The following is a 24,606-nucleotide window of genomic DNA, read 5'->3' on the forward strand; positions in this document are numbered from 1 at the left end:
AAATTAAGACATTGTTTTAAAATAAAAACTTAGCTATTGGCTCTCCCAATTAATAGAAGGCGCGAACTTAGAAATTAGTCACTTCACTGTGCCTGGGGGAACAGCTTATTTTTTCTCATAAGCTTCTTACAACAGCTCATAAATATCAATTTTCATTATCATTGATAACGATAAAATGGATATTTGGCATCAAATTAGCTGCAATTTGAAAATTATTGTAATTTAAGGAAGAAGATCAAAATCAAGAATAGAAGATTTAGGGCATAAAGAAAAAAGAGTCAGTCGATAAGCCGGGTTCTGTCATGGACAATCATTCATCTGGGACATGCGTCACCACATGCCTCAAGCGACCTACCCGAATCCCATGCGGGTCACACGTAATGACTTTTCAGCCAAATGGATTCCTATTTGGTCTTGCTCCGAGTGGGGTTTTCCCTGCCACGCCTGTTACCAGCCGCGCGGTGCGCTCTTACCGCACCATTTCACCCTTACCTCTAAGAGGCGGTATATTTTCTGTGGCACTTTCCGTAGGTTCACACCTCCCAGGTGTTACCTGGCACTCTACCCTATGGAGCCCGGACTTTCCTCCCTTTGCAAAACAAAGAGCGATTGTCTGACCAACTCTGTTATCAATAGTAGCAGAGTGCCTAGCCAAAGACCACTATATTGGGAAATTTAATATGAAAAAACCAGCGAGGTCGTTCTAATTAATTAGAAATCACGAGTTCCAATAAATTCATCATCAAAATAACGCTTTAATTTAGTACGCAAAGTACCACGGCTTACACCAAGAACACGTGCAGCTTTTGATTGGTTGTAACGAGTTAACTCCATAACAGTACGAAATAACGGCGCTTCAACTTCTTCAACAATTAATTGATATAAATTTAAGTTAGAATCTTTATTGCTAACACTGGTTAAATAACCTTTAACAGCATGAATTACTTGATGTGAAAGTGCTTCGCTGCTTTGCACCATTGTTTCTGTGCTCATTTAAGTCTCCTAGTACAAATTAATTAAATAAAATTATGCCCAGTACATACACTCACCGAACACTATGGACTATATAGTATCAAACATCTCAAAGAGTGTAAATATTGTTTTAATGATATTCATTTCTTAAGGAAATATTAAGTCAAAAAAATTTTACCATTTTACAAGTTAAATGGACAAGGCGAATTTATTATTTATTGCTGTATTACTATTATTTATTAGAAGAATTGATAAAAGAAAAGCCGCCACAACGAGTAATAAACTTTATTTTGGTTTTATCTACATGCACCCAATGATAAAAATTAAAAACCAATATCAATGTAATAAGATTATTCAGAATCTAACTGATATTTCTGAGGGCGTAGTGGATGTAGTAGAAAGCTCAAAAGCTAAGTACCTAGAAATTAGGACAACCCCCAAAGAAATGGCACATGAAACGCGTGATAAATACATCGATTCATTCGTATTCGGCCTGCTTCAGGCAAATCAAAAAATAACAGACAAAAAAACTGTTGAATTATTGAGCCTGGGCAGAACACTGCACAATCTAGAAGATGCTCTCTACTTTATCGATCTACTCCCCAACAAAAAGGTCGCATTAACAATGCTTGGCATTTCTATAGAAGTATGCCCCAGCTGCCACAGCAAGATGATGAGTCAATTTTCGGTGCTTCAGCGAAAGCTGAGTTGAATAAATTTTTAGGTTTTTTCAAATAGGGGACAATTAAGCAGAAAACAAATTAAAGAGCATCAATCCAGTTTTCGTTTTTCCGTATAGTTTAAGTAATTTTTATTCATGAATGCCTGGAGTACTTTAAGAGGAACCGCAGGTTCCGTTTCGCTGTGTCCAGGCTAATAGCTCCTAATCCACTGTGAAGCTTTCCCCACATCCACATTGACCGGTTTGGTTCGGGTTATTAAAAACAAATTTATAATTTAATCCTTGTTTTACATAATCAACACTCATATTTTTCAGAAAAGGATAACTGGACTTATCAATACATGCACTATAGTTTTCAGTCAAAGCGAGAACCAAATCGCCCTCATCAGGCGCTCGCACATAGTCAACGACATAAGATAGGCCGGAACATCCTGTTTTTTTTACCGATAAACGAATCCCAGTATATTCAGAATTTTTTTGTAAATAAGACACCAAGTGTCTTACTGCTGCTTCAGTAAAACTGATTTCAGGTACGGTGTTTTCTACATGATGCATTACCACACTCATTATTACCTCTCGATTCGATTTGTATTCTTCATTAAAAACAATGCTTCTTTATAAACATCAATAATCCTTAATGCTATAGGATATTGCGCAACAGGAATATCTAATTCTTTAACAATTAGCTGATAATCAATTTGTGGTACAGCATCTATAGTCTGCCCCTCAAGCTGCCTGCATAACCATTCCAGGCCAGCAATTACATAAGGATTACCATTGGTTTTAAAACAGGATCGAACAATTGTACCTTCTGAATCACACTGCATATAGAGTTCGATTGTTCCCTGGCCTTTTTGGTTGTTTTTAACAACTACCGCAAAATGATCGTTTAAATCGATACCCCCTACATGTCTGGGGGAAAAAAAACAATCCTGCACAATTTTATTATACATCATGATGGTGATATTTCATGCAATCGAGTTACTTGTGTACAAATAACGTTAATCGCGTATTCAACTTCTTCTTCCTTAGTAAAACGCCCTAGAGATAACCTAATGCTGCTTTGTGCCAAATCATCACTTAACCCTAAAGCCCTCAATACATAAGAGGGTTGGATACTGGCAGAACTACAGGCTGAGGTAGTAGATACAGCCAACTCATTCAATGCTAACAGCAAAGAATCCCCATCCAAACCGGCAAAACTTATATTAAGATTACCTGCAATTCGCTTTTGTTCATTTCCATTGAGCTGGATGCCTGGTAAATGTTTAATACCATTCCATAAACGTTGACGATAATTTAAAAGGCGGGCTTGCTCCTCTTCTCGTAGACTTTCAGCTAATGCAAATGCTTCTCCCATGCCTACAATTTGATGCGTAGCCAAAGTTCCTGAACGTAAACCCCCTTCATGCCCACCGCCAAAACTTTGCGGCTGGAGACGAATTCGTGGTTTGTGCCGGACATAAAGCGCACCTACACCTTTTGGGCCATAGTTTTTATGTGCTGATAGTGCCATTAAATCCACAGAAAGATGTTCAAGGTCAATAGGAATTTTTCCAGCACTTTGTGCTGCATCAACATGAAAAAGAACTCCTTTATGACGTAATAAAGCACCAATAGACTCAATGTCTTGTATTACACCGATTTCGTTATTCACATGCATTATGGACACTAAAATGGTATCTTGTCTCAATGCTTGAGCAAGTTTTTCAAGATCAAGCAAGCCATTGAATTCAGGATCTAGATAGGTTACTTCGAATCCATCTTTTTCTAAACGATCAAAACTATCGAGTACAGCCTTATGTTCCGTACTCATCGTAATCAAATGCTTTCCTTTATTCTTATAAAAATGGGCTGCGCCTATTATCGCCAAATTATTCGCCTCTGTAGCGCCTGAAGTAAATACAATATCTTGAGTGGAGGCATGAATTGAATCTGCAACCTGTAAACGTGCATGCTCAACAGCAAGAGCAGCAACGCGACCATATTCATGGGTTACTGAAGAAGGATTACCATAGTTTCCATCCGGGCCTAAATAATGAATCATACGCTCTACGACACGAGGATCAGTCGGTGTTGTTGCCATATAATCAAAATAGATTGGTATTTTAATTATTTTGTTCACTCCGACCCCTTTTACTTGCCCATTCCAGCGATTTTTGTACTTGACTCAACATGCCTCTTAACAGATTAACTTCCATTTTTTCCAAATTCACCCGATTAAATAATCGACGTACGCGCTGCATTAAACGTCGTGGATTTGACGCTTTTAAAAATTGAATCTCAATAAAAACCTCTCTTAAATGCTCATAAAACTGCTCAATTTCATCTGCTGCAGCATATTCATCCTGACGTAACGCCACTTCTGCTTGGGGTGCTAATAGCTTCATGCGCAATTCATAAGCAATAATCTGTACTGCCTGTGCCAGATTAAGCGAAGCATATTCAGGATTACTGGGAATATGAATATGATAATGACATTTTAGCAGTTCTTCATTAGTAAGACCTGCATGCTCCCTCCCAAAAACAATGGCAATTTGAGTATTTTCTGATTGTTGGCTTACCAACTCTGCACACGATGCAGGAAGTAAGCCAGGCAAAGAAAGTCCTCTGGGTCTTGCGCTTGTTCCCAAAATCAGCTGGCAGCCAGCCAAAGCTTCATCTAAAGTTTCAGTAACTACAGCTCTTTCTAAAAGATCATCAGCACCTGCCGCCATTTCTTTTGCTTTATAATCTGGAAAAGATTTAGGTTTTACCAAATACAGTGAATTTAACCCCATAGTTTTCATCGCTCGAGCTGTTGAGCCGATGTTACCTGGGTGAGATGTTGCTACTAGAATAATACGGATTGAGCTTAACTTCATAAAAACTTTTATTAATACATTAAAATAACTATATCATATCATCGAACACTCTTTTTGACGATTTTTGCTTTTTTCATATTTAACTCTATTTGCGCAAAAAAAATATGATAGAATCACTGGTTTTGTACATTCAAGAGTATATTCATGGAACCACTTTTAAATATAGCAATTAATGCAGCACGACTAGCCGGTGAAATTATAATTCGACATGTAGAACAGGTCGATCGTCTCAAAATTACCGCTAAAAATAACCATGAATATTTTAGCGAAGTAGACATTAAAGCTGAACAAGCTATTATTCATACGATTCATAAAGCATATCCTGAACATGGGATTCTCGCAGAAGAAAGTGGTGTCCAAGAAGGAGACGGCGAGTCAATCTGGATTATTGATCCATTAGATGGAACATCCAATTACTTACATGGATTTCCTTTCTTTTCAGTTTCTATAGCGGTAAAAGTCAAAGGACGAATAGAGCATGGAGTTATTTATGACCCATTACGGCATGAATGTTTTGCTGCAAGCCGAGGACGTGGAGCGCGATTAAATGATCGAAGAATACGCGTTTCCAAGCAAACTCAACTTGTAGCCTCGCTTTTAGGAACTGGTTTCCCATCACGTGACATCAATGTAGCACAAAGATACTTGCCTACTTTTGAAGCCTTATTTGGTAAATGTGCTGGAGTCAGAAGAACTGGATCTGCAGCACTTGATTTGGCTTATGTAGCCAGTGGTCGGCTGGATGGATTTTGGGAGTTTGGCTTACGTCCTTGGGATATTGCAGCAGGATCCTTGTTAATTCGAGAAGCAGGTGGGTTAATTAGCGATTTACAAGGCGGCGATGATTTTCTCAAACATGGAGATATTGTTGCTGGAACCCCCAAAGTGTTTAAATCATTACTACAAACTATTTCCCCTGTTTTGAAATAGGAAGAATCGTAGAGTGCAGCACTGGGATCCAAATTTGAAAAGTGGTTATAACCCCTTCTCTCTACGTACTGCGCTTTATGCCTGAGTGATCCTCACAAAATTGTAAAATTTCAGTCAAATGGGAGCACTCTGTCGTATCTATTCTGTCATCCCTGCGCAGGCACACTACTGACAATGGGAAACACTCAGCCATTACGCGCGGTACGTAGAGTGAACGATATGTTTTATTTAAACCCTGGCTTTACTCCAAAACTTAAGGGAAGTTCATCTGCCAGAGCAGTTCCCAGATTTTTACTTACGCGATCAAAAAGATTTTGCTTATGAGTATAATCAATCATATCAGGGACTTTAATTACTTCACGAGCCAACTGTCCACTGCTCGCAAAACCATCAATTAACCCTATTGTCAGGGCTTGCTCACCTGTCCAAAAAAGTCCAGAGAATGTATCATCATCAATGTGTAAACGGCTTCCCCGCCCCTCTTTAACCCTATTAATAAATTGCTGATGAACTTGATCGAGCATAACTTGTAGTTTTTGCTTTGCAAAATCTGTTTCGGGAGAAAAAGGATCTAAAAATGACTTATTTACACCCGATGTTTGTAATCTTCGTGTAATACCAACTTTATTGATGAGATCAACAAAACCAAAACCATTATACAAAACACCTATAGAACCAACCATGCTTGCCGGGCTAGCATAAATAGTGTCTGTAGCAACAGCAACATAATAAGCTGCAGAAGCACATGCATCCACACATACTGAATAAATTTTTATATCCGGATATTTTTTCTGATAAAACTTGATCATGTTATACATATATTCAGCCTGAACTGGACTACCTCCAGGACTATTGATACGAATAATTACCGCTTTTAACCCGGAGTTTTTATAAGCTGCATCCAACCCCTTGGCAAAATCATCTGCGTTGGCTTTAGTTTCAGACATTTCACCTGTAATATCGACTATACCTACGTGTGCCTTGATATTAGTTCCTACGTCTTCATTGGTGCCTTTTGACACGTAATACACTACATAAGCAATAATGAGCAAATAAATAACGCGCATAAACCATTTCCATCTGCGCTTCCTTTTTGCCTCTTTCATATAATCAATAATGATTTGATTCAGCAAGGCTTGAGAATCTGAAGTAGGATTAGAAGAATGGTCATTTGTCATAATCAATCACTTGAAATAATTAAATTAGCCCTCATTTTACGGTAGATGCAAGAAAATTAATACCCATTAACCATTAGAAGGCTATACATCATGAGAATGGATAAACTAACATCAAAATTTCAAATAGCCCTGGCAGATGCTCAATCTCTGGCTTTAGGAAGAGATAATGGCTTTATTGAACCTGAACACTTAATGAAGGCGCTTCTGGATCAACAAGGAGGCACTTGCAGACCTCTGCTCAGTAAAGCGGGTGTTAATATTCCTCTTTTAAGAACCCTTTTAGATCAAGCATTAGATAAACTTCCTAAAGTAGCTGGAATTGGAGGTGATATCCATATTTCAAACGGATTAAATCGTCTATTAAATCTTACTGATAAGCTGGCACAACAAAAGAAAGATAATTTTATTTCCAGCGAGCTTTTTGTTTTAGCAGCAATAAGTGAGGAAGGCAGTCTTTCACGCATACTCAAACAAGCAGGTGGTGAAGCTAAAGCGATAGAAAATGCAATTAATGAGTTGCGCGGTGGAGAAACAGTTAATGACCCTAATGCCGAGGAGCAACGTCAAGCTCTTGAGAAATATACTCTAGACCTAACTGCCCGTGCAGAGCAAGGTAAATTAGACCCAGTAATTGGCCGCGATGATGAAATTCGTAGAACCATTCAAGTATTGCAAAGACGTACAAAAAATAACCCTGTTTTAATTGGTGAGCCTGGCGTAGGTAAAACAGCAATTGTTGAAGGACTGGCACAACGTATTATTAATGGTGAAGTTCCTGAAGGTCTAAAAAATAAACGCTTGCTTTCATTGGATATGGGAGCATTAATTGCTGGAGCAAAATTTCGCGGCGAATTCGAAGAGCGACTGAAAGCTGTTCTTAACGACCTAGCAAAACAAGAAGGTCAAATTATTCTCTTTATTGATGAGCTTCATACTATGGTTGGCGCTGGAAAAGCAGAAGGTGCAATGGATGCAGGAAACATGCTAAAACCAGCTTTAGCGCGCGGTGAACTCCATTGCATCGGAGCAACTACTCTTGATGAATACCGCCAATACATCGAAAAAGATGCTGCTTTGGAACGACGTTTCCAGAAAGTTCTAGTGGACGAGCCTAATGTTGAAGATACAATTGCTATTCTTCGTGGTTTAAAAGAGCGTTATGAAGTACATCATGGGGTTGAAATTACTGACCCAGCTATAGTTGCAGCGGCTACTTTATCACACCGATACATTACGGACAGACAGCTTCCCGATAAGGCGATTGATTTAATCGATGAGGCGGGAAGTCTAATTCGCATGGAAATTGATTCTAAACCTGAAAGCATGGATAAGTTGGAACGACGTTTGATTCAATTAAAAATTGAACGTGAGGCGCTTAAAAAAGAACATGATGAAGCATCTAAAAAACGACTTGAAGACTTACAACATACAATTAACGAGCTAGAGCACAACTACTCTGATTTGGAAGAGATTTGGAAATCAGAAAAAGCAATGATGCAGGGAGCAACTCAAATTAAAGAAGCCCTTGAACAAGCAAAGCTTGAAATGGAAACCGCACGCCGAGCAGGAGATTTGAGTAGAATGTCTGAATTACAATATGGACGAATTCCAGAACTTGAAAAACGTTTGTCACAAGTGGCTGAAGCAGAATCTCATGAAAACAAATTAGTCCGTAATAAAGTAACAGAAGATGAGGTGGCAGAAGTTGTTTCCAGATGGACAGGTATACCTGTAGCTAAGATGATGGAGGGTGAAAAAGAAAAATTACTAAGGATGGAAGAGGTGTTGCATCATCGTCTCATAGGTCAAAATGAAGCAATAGATGCTGTATCCAATGCCATTCGCCGCTCACGTGCCGGATTATCCGACCCCAACCGTCCTATTGGATCATTTTTATTCCTTGGTCCTACTGGAGTGGGTAAAACTGAATTGTGTAAGGCTCTGGCTTCATTTCTCTTTGATACTGAAGAAGCGATGGTACGCATCGATATGTCCGAATTTATGGAAAAACATTCTGTTGCTCGTCTGATTGGTGCACCACCTGGATATGTGGGTTATGAGGAAGGCGGCTATTTAACAGAAGCAGTTCGACGTAGACCTTATTCAGTTATTTTACTTGATGAAGTAGAAAAAGCGCATACTGATGTGTTCAATATACTCTTGCAAGTGATGGATGATGGACGTTTGACTGATGGCCAAGGACGTACCGTTGACTTTCGCAATACTATTATTGTCATGACCTCAAATTTAGGATCCAATCTGATTCAGGAAATGGGAAATAAATTTAAATACGAACAAATTAAGGATGCAGTAATGGAAATGGTACGCCAGCACTTCCGTCCTGAGTTCATTAACCGCATTGATGATACCGTAGTCTTCCATTCTCTTGCTAAAGATCAAATTGCGAAAATTGCTGCAATTCAAATTGGTTATTTGCAAAAACGCCTGAAACAACAAGATATCCATCTTGATATAACTCAGGAAGCATTATCGCACCTAGCAGAAGCAGGTTTCGATCCTGTATATGGAGCAAGGCCTTTAAAGCGCACCATTCAACAACAACTGGAAAATCCTCTGGCTCAAGATATATTGACGGGGAAATTCAAGTCAGGTGACACCATTAAAGTCACTTATAAAGACGCTGAGATGAAGTTTACACGTCATTAATCACTTGTTGCCTCAGTAAAGCAAGCAAAACAACCGTCTTGAACTAAAAATTCAAGACAGTTGTTATAGTTTAAATCATCTGTATTAACTACTTTTATTCTGACTGGAAACCAGGTTCTTGCTTAAAAACAATGATAGATGCTCTTTGCAGCCAATTTCTAATATGCTTTTGTAGGTATAAATTCATGTTGCGGATTTTTAATTAACCAATCACATATATTCTCGCCTTCCCATAACAACTTTTTATTTGGATTTTGCGATAGTAGTTCTATGCTAGATACCATTTCTTGATGCAATTGTTCGTCTTTAACTCCATAAAACTGCCATTTCTTAATCGATAAGTCTGGTGAAATAAATGTCACAGTATAATTGATATTGATTGGAACATAGATTTTATAGTGATTACCCGCTGTATCAATTAATTCATCTGCAAGACTTTGCGCATAATGCGCAAGGATATTATTTGGAATCATGTCAGAGAAAAGCAATACAATCGATTTAACCTGAGATTCATTCAACTTGAATTGATTCAAGAGCAAATCAGCTAATACACCGGGAGATAAATAATTTTGTACAAATCCATCTGTGTCTAAAAGAACTAAATGAGTATCTTTAATCTTGCTTAGATCAATATCTGGATAAAATTGTATCTTAACATCCGAATGCAGAAATGAAATCAATTTAATTGCATCTTGATTACGACGTGTTAGTTTCCCTAATATAATATACATATCATACCTTTAGTTGTGTGTTTAACGGCTTTTCTGTTTCCTGATGAGCAAATATCACGTCTACTTTGTCTGAAAAAGATTCGAAGATTAGCCTTGTTTCCTTTGATATAAATTTATTATCGGGCTCATTTATTTTTTGACTAAGAGTTAAAATTACATGCCTGCATTCATGAGGAGATGCCGTTGCAAGCGCTTTTCGCGCTGCCATTAAAAAATCAATTTCATCCTTCCTGGGCTTGTTAGAAAATATATCGGGTACCATAGAATATTTAGACAAGTTAATAAGTAGATCGATTCGCTCATTTAACCGATTTAATATAGCCGATTGCAAGTAGTTATCAATTGAAACAGTTCCGGTTGCAAAAGCAATCAATCCATCATAAAAATTGATGTATTGCAAATTAAGGATTTGCTGCATTTTATTTTGATTTAACATCGAAATGAGGGTCGACTCAGAGAAATCTCGTTCATTTGCTGGTTTTTGCAACTCTAGTTCTAAAGAAGCAATGGTATTGGCCATGCTCATGTAATTATTATAATAAAGCATTTTTTGACTTAACAAATCATTCAGATAGAATCTTGATAAAAGTATTGATTCAATATTTGAAATGACATGGTTTATTTTATGAGCCAATCGAACATCAAAATCTGGTTGCAATAAGGCTTTGTCTAACTCTTCAATTTCACGGACAATTTGCTTTACCTCATTCATTTTCTCTTTTGAGAAATTGCCTAAAAAGAGACCTGCTATAAGATATAGTTGGTAACGTTTTAACTGTTCGATGCAAATAGGCTTATTCAATTCAACTTTATTTTTTCTTATCCAATTCATACCATCAAATAAGATGCAATTTTTTAAATCCATTAAGCTCTTAAGTCTATCTTGATTGCCATTTATTTTTTCGAAAATAATTTCTCGATCCAGGATTTTGATAAAGTCTTTTCTGGATGATTGAGCCAACTCCTCATGAAAACCTTTTAACTTATCTTGACGATAACCAATAGCCTCACTCCTTTCTTCTTCGTCAAGCTCCTCATCTGCATCTATATCTTTTATATCAACATGGGCCTCTTCTATGTCAGCCTCAATGGACTTAATTGCTCGACAAAATTGTAATTCCGGGTAAATAACACTATAAAAAGTGCCATCCACCGAATAATCAATACTTTGCACTACTTGGTTACTATTTAATAAAATAATCTGATGAGCCTTAACATATTCTGCATCTAATTGAGTATACTCAGCTTTCAAGACATTAACCTCTTCCTCAAGCTTAGCAACCGACATGTCTCCTTGGTCATCCATTTTTAATGATATTGCCGATAATTCATCACAGCTCTTTTCCAACTCATTTATTTCTTTATTAGCCATCTCCAGTTTTAACATTAACTCTTTATACTCTTCTTTAAAAGCACGCATATCGCCTTTATAATTGGCTTTTGCTAACTGCAATTCTTCGAGCAACTTGGAATATTTATCTTTTGCTAAATCAAGTTCCAATTGTTTTTTCTCTAAAACTGCTCGTTTATCTGAACTATTTAATAAAAATATTTGTTTATTCAGCTCCTCTATTTTTTTTCTTAATACCATCATTTCATTTAAAATTTTAACCCGCTCATCTATCTTTTCTTTTAAGCACCCTCTCACTACAATATTTTTACTTAGCATCAGTGTCGTGCCTTCGATAGCATATTCTTTTGGCACAAAATAACTGTATGTCTTTACAACTGGATAATCCTCTTTTTTTCTACCTGGTTTTTCTTTAAATAAATAGGATCCAAATGCTCTTGCCAAACGCTCGGTATAGTTGCTTCCATCAACTATAAACTCTGATTCACAACTAAATATGTAAATTGTTTTTACTTTTTCGGGAAGTTTTAATGTATTGATCAGGTAAGCCACCATAGAATCAGGAAAATACCTGTCAAGTGTGTAACGACTACCATGCCCAGAAATAATAAGCGTAGTTGCTGAACTGTTTTCAAGACAACCCGGTCTTGATAGAACAACGTCGGAATCAGGAATTTGTCCAGCCAAACATTTTGCAGAATTAACAAGATCTGCGCTAAGACACACGATGATAGTTGAACCAGGCACTATATTAATATCCATGTTTGTAATACGTATGGATAAATTATAGCTTATGGATTTTAGCGATGTTCTTTAATTAATCAAACTGAAAAAATTAGGACTTTCATGAATTGCTTGCATCGATGGTGTACGTTAGGTGAGTACATCCTGAATAGAATCCTTACAGTTGTACATTAATGCGAGGTCACACCCGTTCTAATCGTTGCAGCAACCTCTTTTTCACCTCTGGCCATTCTTCAGCAAGAATACTAAACACGACCGTATCTGTGAGCCGGCCATTGTGATGAATCATATGTTGACGCAGAATACCTTCTTTTGTTGCTCCTAATTTTTTTAACGTATTATAGTTTTTGACATTATGTGGGTCTGTTGCGATTTGTATGCGATTGATACTCCAGATTTCAAACGCATGTTGAAACAATAACAGCAAAGACTCGTGATTATATTGCTTACCCCATACGGATGGAGTAAGCCAGCCATAACCAACTTCCAGCTTTTTATGGTGTAGATCTATGTCATAATAAGCTCGGCTTCCAATTAATTCATTATCCTTTAACCTTCTTATTACATAGGTAAGCTGAATACCTTGGCTCTGCTTTATCAAACAACTCTGAAACCAGGTATCATAAAACTCACCATTCGCTTTATTTGGCATATAAGTCCAAATTCGCGCATCATTCGCTGGATAACGCAAACTCTCATAATGAATTAAAGTAAGAGGTTCCATTTGAATGCTTTGACCAATAAGGTTCTCAGGCACAAGCATACTGACTTTTGTTTTACTTTTAGGCATAATAAGCGTGTCAGACATTATTGTTTTCTCAATCTAAAAACATGATCAATAAATTATTTCAGCGAATAAAACAACTATTCCAAGTACCAGCGGATAAAATTATTTCTAATGCTTATCGAATTATCTCTGTTAATGACAATTATCAAAATACTGCACAGGTCTATGTTACCGTTCAAGTTACTGGGAAAGCAGTAACCTTTGATAAGTCAGTAAGCGAACTGTATCAAAAAAAATGGCTGGACAATTTTTCGCATGAAGATGTAGTGCATATTGCGGCTTTATATTCTGCCGAACAAACCAATAGCCTGGATTTAATTCAAAGATTCCCCAAACAAACATCCGCAAACAAATCCAGCGTCATTAGTGTAGGAATATTGTTTACAACTTTTTTAATCTTATCGAATTTAGCTGCCTTTAAAATAGCTGCTTTCGGTTCCATCAATTTTGCTGCTGGTTTAATTTTTTTCCCTTTGACCTATGTCTTTGATGATATTTTGACTGAAGTATATGGATTTAAAGTAAGTAGGCGAATCATTTGGATGGCATTACTGGCGAATACTATTGTATTTTTAGGCACCTGGCTTACCATTTATCTGACTCCATCACCCTACTGGTCTCATCAAGAAGCTTATGCAACAGTATATCAAGGAACATTAAGGGTTTTCACAGCTTCCGTCATTAGTTACTTTTTTGGGGAATTTGCCAATTCAATTATTTTAGCCAAACTCAAAGTGCTGACATCAGGAGAGTGGCTTTGGCTGCGCGCGATTACAAGCACGATGATCGGCGTTGGTATCGATACATTACTTTTTACTCATATTGCCTTTTTATTCATAATTCCCTACGCGGGCATTTGGCAAATTATTGGAACGATGTACTTATTTAAGGTACTGTATGAAATATGTGCATTACCCATTACATATCATGTTTCAAATTATTTAAAACGAAAAGATAATGTTGATCATTATGATGTGAAAACCAATTTTAATCCGTTTTCATTAGCGCTTTAATTATGAATACGACAATAACCAATATATCTGAAGATAGAAGAGTTGTTATTCATTCAAGTTCCTTATGGTATTTAATTCAAACGGATGCCTGCAAGACTTTACAATAAATTTTATCCTTAAGTTGTGGTAACAACTCACTTACTTAATTCATTATTGGGCTCAAATTTATTGAATTTTAGAGTAACTGGGTCTTATTAATAAACTTTTTATTGACAAGAATTTCTTTAATGTGAATAAGCAAGAAAAAGTCAGTGAATATAATGTTGTAATAGAACGTGTTTTGCACAAGACATTTTGAGTTTGAAATCCAGTCATAGCTTGAATTAGTTTTGACATGGTTTAATCTCATTAGGCTTTTGAACAGCTTTTATCTACTCTTTCTTCTTTTGTCTTCAAGATAACAAAATTGACATTGTTCCTCTGTCTATAATGATACATCTGATATAAACATTAAAATCACCCTATTACTGCTTTGAGATGATCTTAATGTTATTTTATTTTTTCTATACAGACTTGTGTAGAAAAGATAAACACTACCACCGATAACTACTGTTTCAATAAAAATTAAACCGTGAGTACTACTTCGCGTTCCTCATTTTTCGGCGCTACTTGCAAGGTAAGTTCTTTCTCTGCCCGTGCAATCGCAGTATACATCCTCTCTTTTCCTTCAAAAAACTCACAATCCAAGTTAACTCCAGGTTCTGTTTCAAGAAACTGTTTGAGAAATTTCACACCGTCTAACATATCTACTTTAGTTAACTCATCCAGGGATGCTTCCAAACCTAATGCCTGTTGAATGGTAAATAATAGATCAGTGTCGAATGTCTTTGAGTTTTGTAATAACAATACGTAAGCACCAAAAAGTACATAGCTGCATGTATAATCATAACACTCTTTCATTTTTGTTAAAAAAGTACTGTGATCTATAGATTCAAGATTACCTTGAATTATTGGAGCATAAAATAATCTAAAAATTATATTCCTTGATGTTTCTGATTGAACATATTTAATAAGACTTGTATTAATTGCCATCTCATCTAAGCATTTAAATGCATTAAAATTCTTATAATCTTTTGCAACTCCCTTGCACCATGTCTCTATATCTTTTTCAAGCTGTTGACGTTCATTGTCGATTTGTGTCATTAGAGATTGAACAAAAGCAATCGCTTTGAATCGATGTAACATCGCTGCGCCACGCTTTCTTTGCTCATCAATAATATCCTGGAGATACTGTTTGAAATGTTCATCCTTAACAAAATGGGGGTATTTCATGTATCGAGGAACTTTCTCTTTATCTTCGAGCAACATGTTATCACGAAAAACTTCTAATGATTTTACAATGGTTACAACATCAAGAATCTTTAAATCATCCTCTCTATATCTTTTTTTAATAACTTCCATTTCTTTAAATTGCAAAGCTCTTCTTATGGCTTGGAATAACTTGCAAGTGGTCACATCACATTTGCCAAAGTAAGTCCAAGATGCATATGCATTATAATCATCATACTCTTTAATCAATCGAAAATAACGATGAATTAATGCACCTAATAAAAATAACGTACCTTGTTTGGTTTTTTCTTTATCCTCTTTGGGGATTTGACGAAGTTCATTTACTAATAAATTAAATACGTCAATCTGTGTATCCCTACCCGATTTACATTTTATTACCTCATTTGTTCTAGCGATTAGTACCTCAAGGCTAGATTGTTGTACTACAGAGGATCCATCATTGACCTGACTATCCACTACTCTATATCTTCCTAATAAAGTGGAGTATTTTGCTTCCAAGTTAATCGTATTGACTCTAAATTTTGCAAATACTGGCGGGATAAAAGTCATACATCCTCCTTAATACATACTCATTCCTAGAGAACTCATAACACCTTTATAAAACCCATATAAGGATGAAGAGTTCTTGTTAAACGAAAAATATTTTGTTTCATGAATTTCCTTTTGAATTGTTGCTCCTAATCGCTTGTTCAAATCCTCATATGTTTTTTCTTCGCGTCTTTCATATACAAAAGTGCAATAGTAGCTGAACTCACTCAAGCATGAATTAAAAAAATCCTTGTCCATGTCTTCAAGAGATTGAATGCCTAAATGACTACGAAATAAATCAATTAAACTTTGATGAAGATAATTACTTACCGAGGAATCATATTGAAACCACTTGACCAAATATATTCCAATAATAACCTGTCTTCTAAATTCATTGAAATCATCTAGAGTTAGCTCGGGATTTCTTTTAACGACTTTAACATATTGGATTAATTCATATGTCTCATCTAAACTATGAGCCACCATACTTATTACAGTCGCATCATCCATGGCAGCATGTTTCGAAATGAATAGGGAAAAAAAACTTAAACATCCCACATGTTGTCCATAAGTTCGCGCTAAACACGTCGCTAGTCGTTTTGCTTTTTGCTGAAATTCGGCAAACAACATTGTCATTGCGTCCCTCCTGCAAATATTGACCCGCAATAACTGCAACGCGTCATTGTCCAAAAAATTAAACGCCTTCATTTTTTATAGCAACCTATAAAAAATATTGCAACTATTAATTTAACTAATTGAACATAAAAAGAATTAAAAGTCTTTTTTATAATTTTTTATGTCCAATACGTTCGAGGATAACTCAGTAAAAAAGATATGAAGAGCTAAGAAATCTAGCCTGGCGAAGCACAAACATAACCAAATTTATGAAAGGAAGCCCTGGGTTCTGCTTGCACTTCACCCAGGTTAGAAACTATATTGAAAAGCGCTCGTCTATAGAATTGATTAATTTTTGATGAATTCCATTAAAACCTCGATTACTCATGACCAAAACAGCATCTCCTTCTTGTACAACCTCAGTCACTTCTTTAATTATTTCATCATGGTTTTTACAAATCTTATAGGGACAAGTCCAGTTGCTTACAGTTTCGTGCAAATTAAAATCATTCGGTTCCAAAATATATGCACCATGCACTGGTTCCAAAGCATGTGCCATCTCATGAGCATGAACACCAGTACGCATGGTATACGAGGCAAATTCCAACACTGCAAAAATGCGTTGATGTCTATTACTTCGTTTTAAAGCGTCGACTGTTCGCATGATGGCTGTAGGATGATGCGCAAAATCATCATAAAGTGTTATACCATACTTATTAGACCGAACCTCTAAACGGCGCTTTACTGGCGTAAAACGTTCTAAAGCTTTAGCTGCTACTTTTGGATCTACGCCGGCATTTACACTAGCAACAAGAGCCGCCAAACCATTTTCCACATTAAAACACCCAATTAACGGCCATCTTACTTCAGCAACTTCCTTACCGTGATGCAGGACTTTAAACGCCGAACCATTTTCTTCAATCAATTGAGCTGTCCATTGTGCATCGCCATCTAAACTCAGCTCGTCAATTTGCGAATATTGACCACGAGCAATAACTTCATTAAGTGCTTTATCATCTCGAGGCTTAATTGCAACACCACTCGCCGGGATAGTTCTCATCAGATAATGAAACTGCAATTGAATCGCTGCTAAATCAGGATAAATATCTGCATGATCAAATTCAAGATTATTTAAAATAGCAATTCTTGGACGATAATGCATGAATTTAGGACGTTTATCAAAAAAAGCACTATCATATTCATCTGCTTCGATTACAAACCATTTCCCCGAACCAAGACAGGAGCTTGTCTGAAAATCAGATGAGACTCCACCAATTAAAAATCCAGGATTAAGCCCTGCTTGATGTAAAATCCAGGCAACCATTGAAGTAGTTGTTGTTTTCCCGTGAGTACCAGAAACAGCGATCACTTGATATCTAGATAAAATATTTTCAGCAAGCCATTGTGGTCCAGACGTATAGGGTTTGCCTGCTTCAATTACAGCCTCAAGTACTGGCATACCTCTTTTAATGGCATTGCCCACAATAACCAAATCTGCTTGTAATGCTAAAGCAGTATCATCATAACCTTCAACCCAGGTTATTCCTTTTGCTGCAAGTAAGTCACTTACTGGTGGATAACAGTTAGCATCATTTCCAGTCACCTTATGCCCTGCATCACGCGCCAACAAAGCTAAGGCACTCATAAAAGTTCCGCTTATACCTAAAATATGTAAATGCATGATAATCCTAATCTCATTGTAATAAAGAAATAGTTAAAATATTAACCGCAATTAAACCAAATGCAGCCAATACAGATTGAATCGCTGTAGTGTTTAATGCGAACTTATATATATGTGCTGTAATAACAAACTGCCAAACTGATAATCCCAAACTCAAAAACAAATAAAGAATGCCAATAAATAAGAATAAAGGATTTCTTAAATTAACCAAAGAAAGATGTGGTGCAATAATCAATAAAGGAAGAACTAATATATGGATGATAATATTGATACAGTACAACGAAGTGACTGTCTGCACAAGTCTTGAGGTCAAGCCTTTAAAAAACAAAGCGAGATAAGTATAAATGATATAAGAGATAATCAAACATAGAGAGATGAATACATTATTTATCATATCCTCAGAAGAGTTGAAGTATGAATAATCCCATTCGATCGCCATAAGTAAAGCCAATAAAACGGCACTCAAAACCATACGAGTAATAGAGTAAGGTGTATTTTCTGGGCTTTCTTTTAATAAGCAAATATCCCAGTAACGATCAAATATTAGATGTAACATTTAAGTCTTCATTTTTTAATTAAATTTAACAGATTAGATGCAGCACAGCAGTCCTGCCACTAAGTTAAAAATTTTTGTCATCCCGCGAAGGAGAAAATCCATTCTTAAAGTGGCACTCTGCCTCACTAGAAATGGGTTCTCGTCTTCGCGGGAACGACAATTTTTTCCTTAACTTAATTCCAACAGAAACCCTGGATAAATGAATCTCTTATCCCAGTTACAAAATTATCTACTCTCAGATAATGATTCTTCTTTTTTCATTATTTTTTTTACCATTCCGAGCTGTTGTACAACAGGCTCATCCCACGGCCCTGAAATTTTATAGCTGTATGCCGAGATTTTTTGCATGCTCTGATTAATAATTTTATTCGCGACCCAAGCAGCAACCCCTGCTACAGGGCCGCCCGCAATAGTTGCAACAACGGGCAAACTCGCTGTTATATGCGGAGATATTTTCAAGCTCAGATCATAAGTATGTTTCACTAAGTCAAGATCTCCTTTCATACTTGCATAAGCAACAGGACCATCAAGATAACTATCTTGCGTACCCATAATTCCTTTATTCACAACAAAGTTTCCCTGAAAAATATCAAAACTATATCCTTGATGTGCCAAATCGCTAAAATCCAATTGTAAACGGCGAGGAATGGTCTGCAAACTTAGAATACTTAATAATTTACCTAGGCCTAGCTTTTCTTCTGTCTCCTTGCTTAAATGCGTAATTCTTCCGTTTTTAAGTTGTAAATACATAGTTCCTTTTAGCGAAGCAAGGGAAAATTGATACAAACTCTTTTTCCAACCCCCATGAAATTCCATATATCCTTTTTTTGCATGAACAGCAGGAGTTACATTCCAACGTTCTAAAGTTTTAGCTAAATTTGTGATATTCAGTTTTACATCAAGATTTGTCTGATTTACATTTTCTTTTTGCAGCCATTCTCCCTGAACATTAAATTGGTAGACTGGAGATGTAATCTGGCAATAATCCACTTTCCATTTTTCAGTGGTAGATTTACTCTTCAAAGTGACATCACCCACGTGTACTTTTCCCACGGACAAATTATCAACACGCAAATTAAGGTTTGGTATTTGACTTGGATGCATTTGCGTCGTTTCAGCAAACTCTTTACTTGCAGTATCCATCTTATTCAAATTTAAATGGTGGACATGACCGCTTAATTCATTGGTAGGCGCATGATAAATTAAGTCAGCAGCAATATTTTTTTGCTGTAGATTAAAAGACCAATCTTTGCTTGGTAATATTTTTGCTTTGACTGCAATCTCATTAAACTGCTGTTTCAAAAAACTAAATTTATCTATAGTGACATTAATAATTCGCAAATTATTTAATAGAGATGAGTCTGTCTTTGCTGAAGAAAATTGATTGTATATATCCTTCCATTCCTGAAGATCAAATCCTTTTATGACACCTACCACAGAAAGGCCAGGTAATTTTTGATTTACAGCATTCGCACTACCTAAACGCAACTGTCCGGAATCAAAGGCATAACCCTCTTTAGAATTTTTGAATAATAGATCCGCGCTTAAACGGTTATCATACTTACCTCGCAAATGCATTGATTTTTTCGCATTGAGCTCAAGAATTAATTCCAGGGGAGTCTTTTCATTTGATTTTTTACCTAGAGGTGCAGGTAAATTAACATCCATCCCCTCCAAAGTACTATTTAAACTGATGCTATCTGCTTCCGAGGGTTTATCACTTAATTTTAATACCGCATTCACATCTAATGAACCATCAACTAAAGCAAGCTGTGGCAATTTAAATTGGTTTTTCAAGGAATCAACGGTACATTTCCCATTGAGCGTAATTGTGGTTGCAGGCACAGGTGTTTTAATAGATTGAATTTTGATGTTCATTGGATGCCCCAAAATGGCAGCAAACAGGTAACTATCTGTTATCCCTGTTTCATTAAACATCAACTCGCCTGATAGATTTTGTACAGGAAAATGGGCTAATTCATGATTCACTGTAATAGTATTATTTTTAAAGGTAAGATTTCCTTTAGCAAGTACATCATCATTTTCTGGATATAATGGAACCTGTACGCTTAAATCGAGTAAGGCAGATCCTTTAATGGACAGCATTTTTAAAAGCGTTAGCTTTTTCCTTAAAGGAGAAGCCATAACATAATTAATCATTTTTTGTACTGATGCATCAATTTTTCCAGTCACCAGCAAATTTTCTTTATTTTTTCCGATGTCATTGATGCGTAAATGCATTTCTTTTGTAGGTACCCCCTGGAAATTAGCATGGACTATATCAATATTAAGATCACGATTTCTTAAATGAATAAATCCATCAATTTCTTTTATAGCCTGCCATTTGGAATTGATTGCTATCTCTCCGCCACTTGCATAACTCTCTATAATAAATTCGCCGCTATTATTATCAAAAGGGAAATCTTTTGCCAAACCATTAACTCTTACTCTTCCACTCGCATTAGCAATCTGTTTTACGTCATTTTTTAGCCAAAGATACAATTTAGGTTTCATGTATTTTTGGGGTAAAAATGGAACCCATTGTTGCCAATTTTTACCAGAAAATTCCGCACCAAGACGAACATGGCCCACAGATTGACGAGTTACTTGATCTACGGCGCCTTGCATACTTAATGTCAACTCAGGCTGGCTTACTACAAATCGCTCCATGCTAACTCGTAAACCATCATTTAACTCTTTCCAATCAAAAGCACCATTCAGTAAAGTTAATGTTTGCTCTGGATAACCATTGACATTTATCGAAGTGTTTTCAGAATCAAGCTCCAATCGCCCTTGTTCAGGTTGCCAGTTTATTACACCTGAAAGATTTTTTATTTGGGGAATATCATTCTTGGCATCCCATCCTAACTGTTCAAAACGCGTCAAAACATAATTTATAGAATAGTCATCAATGGAAAAATTAACTTCTCTTTTTTGTGATGTGTCAGTGGCATTTGGGGTTGTGCTTAGTATCGTCGAAGGCTCTGATTGCTCCTTTGCAATAGCCATGCTAAAAACTGGGATTGGAGGAATAACCGAAACATTGGTATTTAATGAGACAAGTACTTGAGTATCTTTTAAGACTCCCTGTGGCTTCATAGCCAATATATTTTGGATACTTTTAGGCCAGTTAATTGCATCAGAAAATAATGACTCGATAATGATTGATTTTACAAATAAAAGATAACTTTGCTGTTCTTTATTGTATTTGAGCAATAATCTATTCTCAGGCCAAGCCACCCCGCCAATACGCAATCTAATGGGATCAGCCTGGAGTTGCCAACCTAAGTTATCGGGTTTCCAGGAGAGATTGGCAAAGAATGATTGGATAAGTTGGCTATTCTGATTATTCAGCAATCTCCAGGCCAACCGCTTAAATGTTATCTGTGCTTGGACTGAAGAAACTGCACCATGATGCACATCAAGCCATAAATTAATATTGCCCTTACCCCCTTCAAAATGCTCAGTTGTCTTAGGAAACAAATTTTGCCATTGAGCAGGTATTATATTTTTAGCTGAAAAATAAAATTTCCCTTCAATGTCCTCAAAATGATCTGGATCAAAATAACCATCACCTAACAGTTGAAAATTAGTACTGCTTGTTTGTGCAAGTCGCGCCTCTCCTTTAAACTTATAATGTCCCCCGCGATTTGCTACCGATACATTTAGACCATTCACGGGAATCAAGCCCCCATCGCTAAAATGGAAATAAGCTGAAACATGCCTAATGACCAAATGTTCTTGTTGTGATAGCCAGCTCAACATCTGTTTGGTTTTCTCTGGCGTCATATCATTACTTAGTGGGTCGGTGGCCACACCATCAATAGACCAATGATTATCTATTTCTCTCAAGTTGAGATGCATGTCATCAATAAAGAGAACTCCCGGTTGGACCTGCCAATTCCACAATGATTTAAATAAGTTAATTCCGACAAGCAGTTTATTGATACGAAAATTATGCTCTGAATCATCTCCTAAGGTAACCTGGTTTAATTTAAGTACAGGTTGAAACCAGTACCATCCCGTTTCCATTGTTTGTATGGTTACAGGTTGTCCTATAAGAATTGATAGATGATGTTCTACTTCTCCTTTATATTCTTTTGCCCAAGGAGTTAGAGAGCGAAATATACTGGATAAAACAGCAAGAAGGATAATTAGGACAGCTAAAAGCATCCAAATTCTTTTTAATACTGTACTCACGCGTTGTGTTCGATTACTCATTGATTTTTTTACTATACCATTGCTTTTGCGCATACTCATCATTTTCTTTTTGTTCACTGCGCTGTAATTTGAGTTGCTCGATCTTGTTAACCCGGTCTACCAATTGGCTAACCCCCTCTTCAGAAATTTTTGTCTGTTTATACTTGCGTTCAGCCTTAGCCCTTACTTTTCCTAAATGAGCCAAATGTGCGTTTAATTGTATTAAAGCTGTATCCAAATGGCTAATAAAATCGATGCGATTACGTAATCGAGCAACTACCGTTCCCTGTTCACCAATTTTCTCAACTTGCTTTAAATAATCCTGTCGATAAGCAACTAACTGATCATGTTTTAACTTATTATGCTTAAATTGCTCCTGTGCTTTTAAAAACTCTTGATATGCAGCATGAGTTTCTTCTCTTTTAATCTGTAAAAGCTGTTTTAAGCGTTCCAATCGCTGACTCATCCATTAACTCCAAAAGATGATACTAACTGGGATAACATATCCACACTTTCCTTATAAAGAACGCGTTCATTGATACTTTGCTCCATATATTTTCGAATTTTATCTCGAGCTTGAATCGCCTTATCGAGATTCGGATCACTCCCAGTAGCATAAGCACCAAGCAATATGAAATCTTTATTTTTTTCATATAGTGATAAATTCTTTTTGAATAATAGCATATCATTCATTTGCTGCTCAGATACTATAGATTGCATTACTCGACTAATAGAAGCTTCCAAATCAATAGCAGGATATTGTCCTTCTTCAGCAATAGACCGACTTAAAACAATATGTCCATCCAAAATAGCCCGTGCTGCATCTGCAATAGGATCTTGCAGATCATCGCCTTCAGTTAAGACTGTGTAAAATGCAGTAATCGACCCACTACCAACCTCTCCGTTACCAGCACGTTCAACAAGTTTTGGCAGTTTGGCAAATACAGAAGGAGGATAACCTTTGGTTGCTGGCGCTTCTCCTATAGATAAAGCAATCTCTCTTTGCGCCTGAGCAAAACGAGTTAAAGAGTCTATTAGCAAAAGTACATGCTTGCCCTGATCGCGAAAATACTCAGCAATACTCGTAGCCACTTTAGCACCGTGTAAACGCATTAAAGGGCTTTCATCTGCCGGTGCTGCGACGACAACCGCACGCTTTAAACCTTCTTCACCTAAATTCAATTCGATAAATTCCTTGACCTCTCTACCACGCTCACCAATCAAACCCACAACAACCACGTCAGCTTTGGTAAATCGCGTCATCATTCCTAACAAAACGGATTTTCCTACTCCTGAGCCTGCAAATAATCCAATTCGTTGACCACGTCCAACAGTAAGTAATCCATTAATTGCACGTATCCCCACATCTAAAGGTGTATCAATGACTGCTCTTTTTAAAGGATTGATCGCAGGACTAATTAAAGGGTATACCTCACTTAACTCAAGAGGAGGACCTCCATCTATAAGAACTCCGGAACCGTTTATAACTCGCCCTAGTAATTGAGCTCCTACTTCAACCTGAGCAACACGTCCAGTTGGGGTGATAATCATCCCGGGAGCAAGTCCCTGAATCGCACCAATGGACATCAAATATACACGATCTTGGCTAAAGCCAACTACTTCGGCGTCAATCGTATGTGATTCGTCGATAGTAATAAAACAACGCGCACCAACAGGTTGATTAAAACCTTTAGCCTCTAGTGTGAGGCCAACAGCCCGACTTATGCGACCACAATGTAATAATCCTAACTGCTTTTTTTCGCGAATTTCGGACAGTATTTTGATCAGATGTGACTCATAAACGTTCATCCGTTCAT

20 protein-coding genes and 1 other RNA gene are annotated in these 24,606 nt (G+C 36.8%); 4 read left to right on the forward strand and 17 right to left on the reverse strand.

What is annotated here, in order from left to right; genetic code table 11:
• Window positions 1-270 precede the first annotated feature (270 nt).
• Together rnpB and A8O27_RS05820 are read right to left on the reverse strand one after the other, a co-directional pair.
• An RNA gene (rnpB, locus tag A8O27_RS05815) (RNase P RNA component class A) lies at window positions 271-625 on the reverse strand.
• A gap of 86 nt (window positions 626-711) precedes the next feature.
• Window positions 712-993: a helix-turn-helix domain-containing protein gene (locus A8O27_RS05820; protein ID WP_031566118.1), complete on the reverse strand. Its 282-nt coding sequence runs from the start codon at window positions 991-993 to the stop codon at window positions 712-714.
• Window positions 994-1,165: 172 nt separating this feature from the next.
• On the opposite strand from A8O27_RS05820, the gene A8O27_RS05825 reads away from it, so the two are divergent.
• Entirely contained in the window at window positions 1,166-1,684 is a 519-nt protein-coding gene (locus A8O27_RS05825; protein ID WP_058459302.1) for a hypothetical protein, read from the forward strand.
• A 171-nt stretch (window positions 1,685-1,855) separates the two neighbouring features.
• On the opposite strand, the gene A8O27_RS05830 is transcribed toward A8O27_RS05825, so the two are convergent.
• Genes A8O27_RS05830 through trmJ form a run of 4 tightly spaced genes read right to left on the reverse strand, consistent with a single transcriptional unit; the run spans window position 1,856 to window position 4,518 of the window.
• A complete protein-coding gene (locus tag A8O27_RS05830; protein ID WP_058459301.1) occupies window positions 1,856-2,221 on the reverse strand; it encodes a HesB/IscA family protein in 366 nt (121 codons plus the stop codon).
• Window positions 2,222-2,223: 2 nt separating this feature from the next.
• The gene (locus A8O27_RS05835; RefSeq protein ID WP_174223899.1) at window positions 2,224-2,610 is read right to left on the reverse strand and encodes an iron-sulfur cluster assembly scaffold protein; all 387 of its coding nucleotides are present in this window, start codon (window positions 2,608-2,610) and stop codon (window positions 2,224-2,226) included.
• Entirely contained in the window at window positions 2,607-3,779 is a 1,173-nt protein-coding gene (locus A8O27_RS05840; RefSeq protein WP_082642438.1) for an IscS subfamily cysteine desulfurase, read from the reverse strand. The genes A8O27_RS05835 and A8O27_RS05840 overlap by 4 nt, the downstream gene beginning before the upstream one ends.
• Window positions 3,763-4,518, reverse strand: a complete 756-nt coding sequence (gene trmJ / locus A8O27_RS05845) for a tRNA (cytosine(32)/uridine(32)-2'-O)-methyltransferase TrmJ (RefSeq protein ID WP_058459300.1) — start codon at window positions 4,516-4,518, stop codon at window positions 3,763-3,765. The genes A8O27_RS05840 and trmJ overlap by 17 nt, the downstream gene beginning before the upstream one ends.
• A 144-nt stretch (window positions 4,519-4,662) precedes the next feature.
• Here trmJ and A8O27_RS05850 point away from each other — a divergent pair, with 144 nt between their 5' ends.
• Window positions 4,663-5,448, forward strand: coding sequence for an inositol monophosphatase family protein (locus tag A8O27_RS05850; RefSeq protein WP_058459299.1), 786 nt, complete (start codon window positions 4,663-4,665; stop codon window positions 5,446-5,448).
• Window positions 5,449-5,672: 224 nt separating this feature from the next.
• On the opposite strand, the gene A8O27_RS05855 is transcribed toward A8O27_RS05850, so the two are convergent.
• Complete coding sequence (locus tag A8O27_RS05855) at window positions 5,673-6,626, reverse strand: S49 family peptidase (protein ID WP_058459298.1); 954 nt, start codon at window positions 6,624-6,626, stop codon at window positions 5,673-5,675.
• A 90-nt stretch (window positions 6,627-6,716) separates the two neighbouring features.
• Between A8O27_RS05855 and clpB the strand changes: the two genes are divergently transcribed.
• On the forward strand, window positions 6,717-9,293 hold the full coding sequence (gene clpB / locus A8O27_RS05860; RefSeq protein ID WP_058459297.1) for an ATP-dependent chaperone ClpB: 2,577 nt from the start codon (window positions 6,717-6,719) through the stop codon (window positions 9,291-9,293).
• A 158-nt stretch (window positions 9,294-9,451) separates the two neighbouring features.
• Here clpB and A8O27_RS05865 read toward each other — a convergent pair whose 3' ends face one another.
• From A8O27_RS05865 to A8O27_RS05875, 3 genes are all read right to left on the reverse strand, one after another.
• Complete coding sequence (locus A8O27_RS05865; protein ID WP_058459296.1) at window positions 9,452-10,024, reverse strand: hypothetical protein; 573 nt, start codon at window positions 10,022-10,024, stop codon at window positions 9,452-9,454.
• Between the two features lies 1 nt (window position 10,025).
• The gene (locus A8O27_RS05870; protein WP_058459295.1) at window positions 10,026-12,122 is read right to left on the reverse strand and encodes a hypothetical protein; all 2,097 of its coding nucleotides are present in this window, start codon (window positions 12,120-12,122) and stop codon (window positions 10,026-10,028) included.
• Between the two features lie 178 nt (window positions 12,123-12,300).
• The gene (locus A8O27_RS05875) at window positions 12,301-12,927 is read right to left on the reverse strand and encodes a GNAT family N-acetyltransferase (protein ID WP_058459294.1); all 627 of its coding nucleotides are present in this window, start codon (window positions 12,925-12,927) and stop codon (window positions 12,301-12,303) included.
• A 23-nt stretch (window positions 12,928-12,950) separates the two neighbouring features.
• Here A8O27_RS05875 and A8O27_RS05880 point away from each other — a divergent pair, with 23 nt between their 5' ends.
• Window positions 12,951-13,919, forward strand: coding sequence for a queuosine precursor transporter (locus tag A8O27_RS05880; RefSeq protein ID WP_058459293.1), 969 nt, complete (start codon window positions 12,951-12,953; stop codon window positions 13,917-13,919).
• Between the two features lie 564 nt (window positions 13,920-14,483).
• Here the strand turns inward: A8O27_RS05880 and A8O27_RS05885 are convergent.
• From A8O27_RS05885 to fliI, 7 genes are all read right to left on the reverse strand, one after another.
• Complete coding sequence (locus A8O27_RS05885) at window positions 14,484-15,758, reverse strand: hypothetical protein (protein WP_058459292.1); 1,275 nt, start codon at window positions 15,756-15,758, stop codon at window positions 14,484-14,486.
• A 9-nt stretch (window positions 15,759-15,767) separates the two neighbouring features.
• Window positions 15,768-16,373, reverse strand: a complete 606-nt coding sequence (locus tag A8O27_RS05890) for a hypothetical protein (protein WP_058459291.1) — start codon at window positions 16,371-16,373, stop codon at window positions 15,768-15,770.
• Between the two features lie 295 nt (window positions 16,374-16,668).
• Window positions 16,669-18,033 (reverse strand): UDP-N-acetylmuramate:L-alanyl-gamma-D-glutamyl-meso-diaminopimelate ligase, encoded by a 1,365-nt coding sequence (mpl, locus tag A8O27_RS05895; RefSeq protein WP_058459290.1) that lies wholly within the window; start codon window positions 18,031-18,033, stop codon window positions 16,669-16,671.
• Between the two features lie 13 nt (window positions 18,034-18,046).
• A complete protein-coding gene (locus tag A8O27_RS05900) occupies window positions 18,047-18,589 on the reverse strand; it encodes a hypothetical protein (protein WP_058459289.1) in 543 nt (180 codons plus the stop codon).
• A gap of 225 nt (window positions 18,590-18,814) precedes the next feature.
• Window positions 18,815-22,843, reverse strand: a complete 4,029-nt coding sequence (locus tag A8O27_RS05905) for a YhdP family protein (protein WP_374930659.1) — start codon at window positions 22,841-22,843, stop codon at window positions 18,815-18,817.
• Entirely contained in the window at window positions 22,803-23,255 is a 453-nt protein-coding gene (gene fliJ / locus A8O27_RS05910) for a flagellar export protein FliJ (RefSeq protein ID WP_058459288.1), read from the reverse strand. The genes A8O27_RS05905 and fliJ overlap by 41 nt, the downstream gene beginning before the upstream one ends.
• The gene (gene fliI / locus A8O27_RS05915) at window positions 23,252-24,598 is read right to left on the reverse strand and encodes a flagellar protein export ATPase FliI (protein WP_058459287.1); all 1,347 of its coding nucleotides are present in this window, start codon (window positions 24,596-24,598) and stop codon (window positions 23,252-23,254) included. The genes fliJ and fliI overlap by 4 nt, the downstream gene beginning before the upstream one ends.
• Window positions 24,599-24,606: the final 8 nt, after the last annotated feature.

It is taken from the genome of Legionella bozemanae (genome assembly GCF_001648595.1).
Taxonomy (GTDB): Bacteria; Pseudomonadota; Gammaproteobacteria; order Legionellales; family Legionellaceae; genus Legionella; species Legionella bozemanae.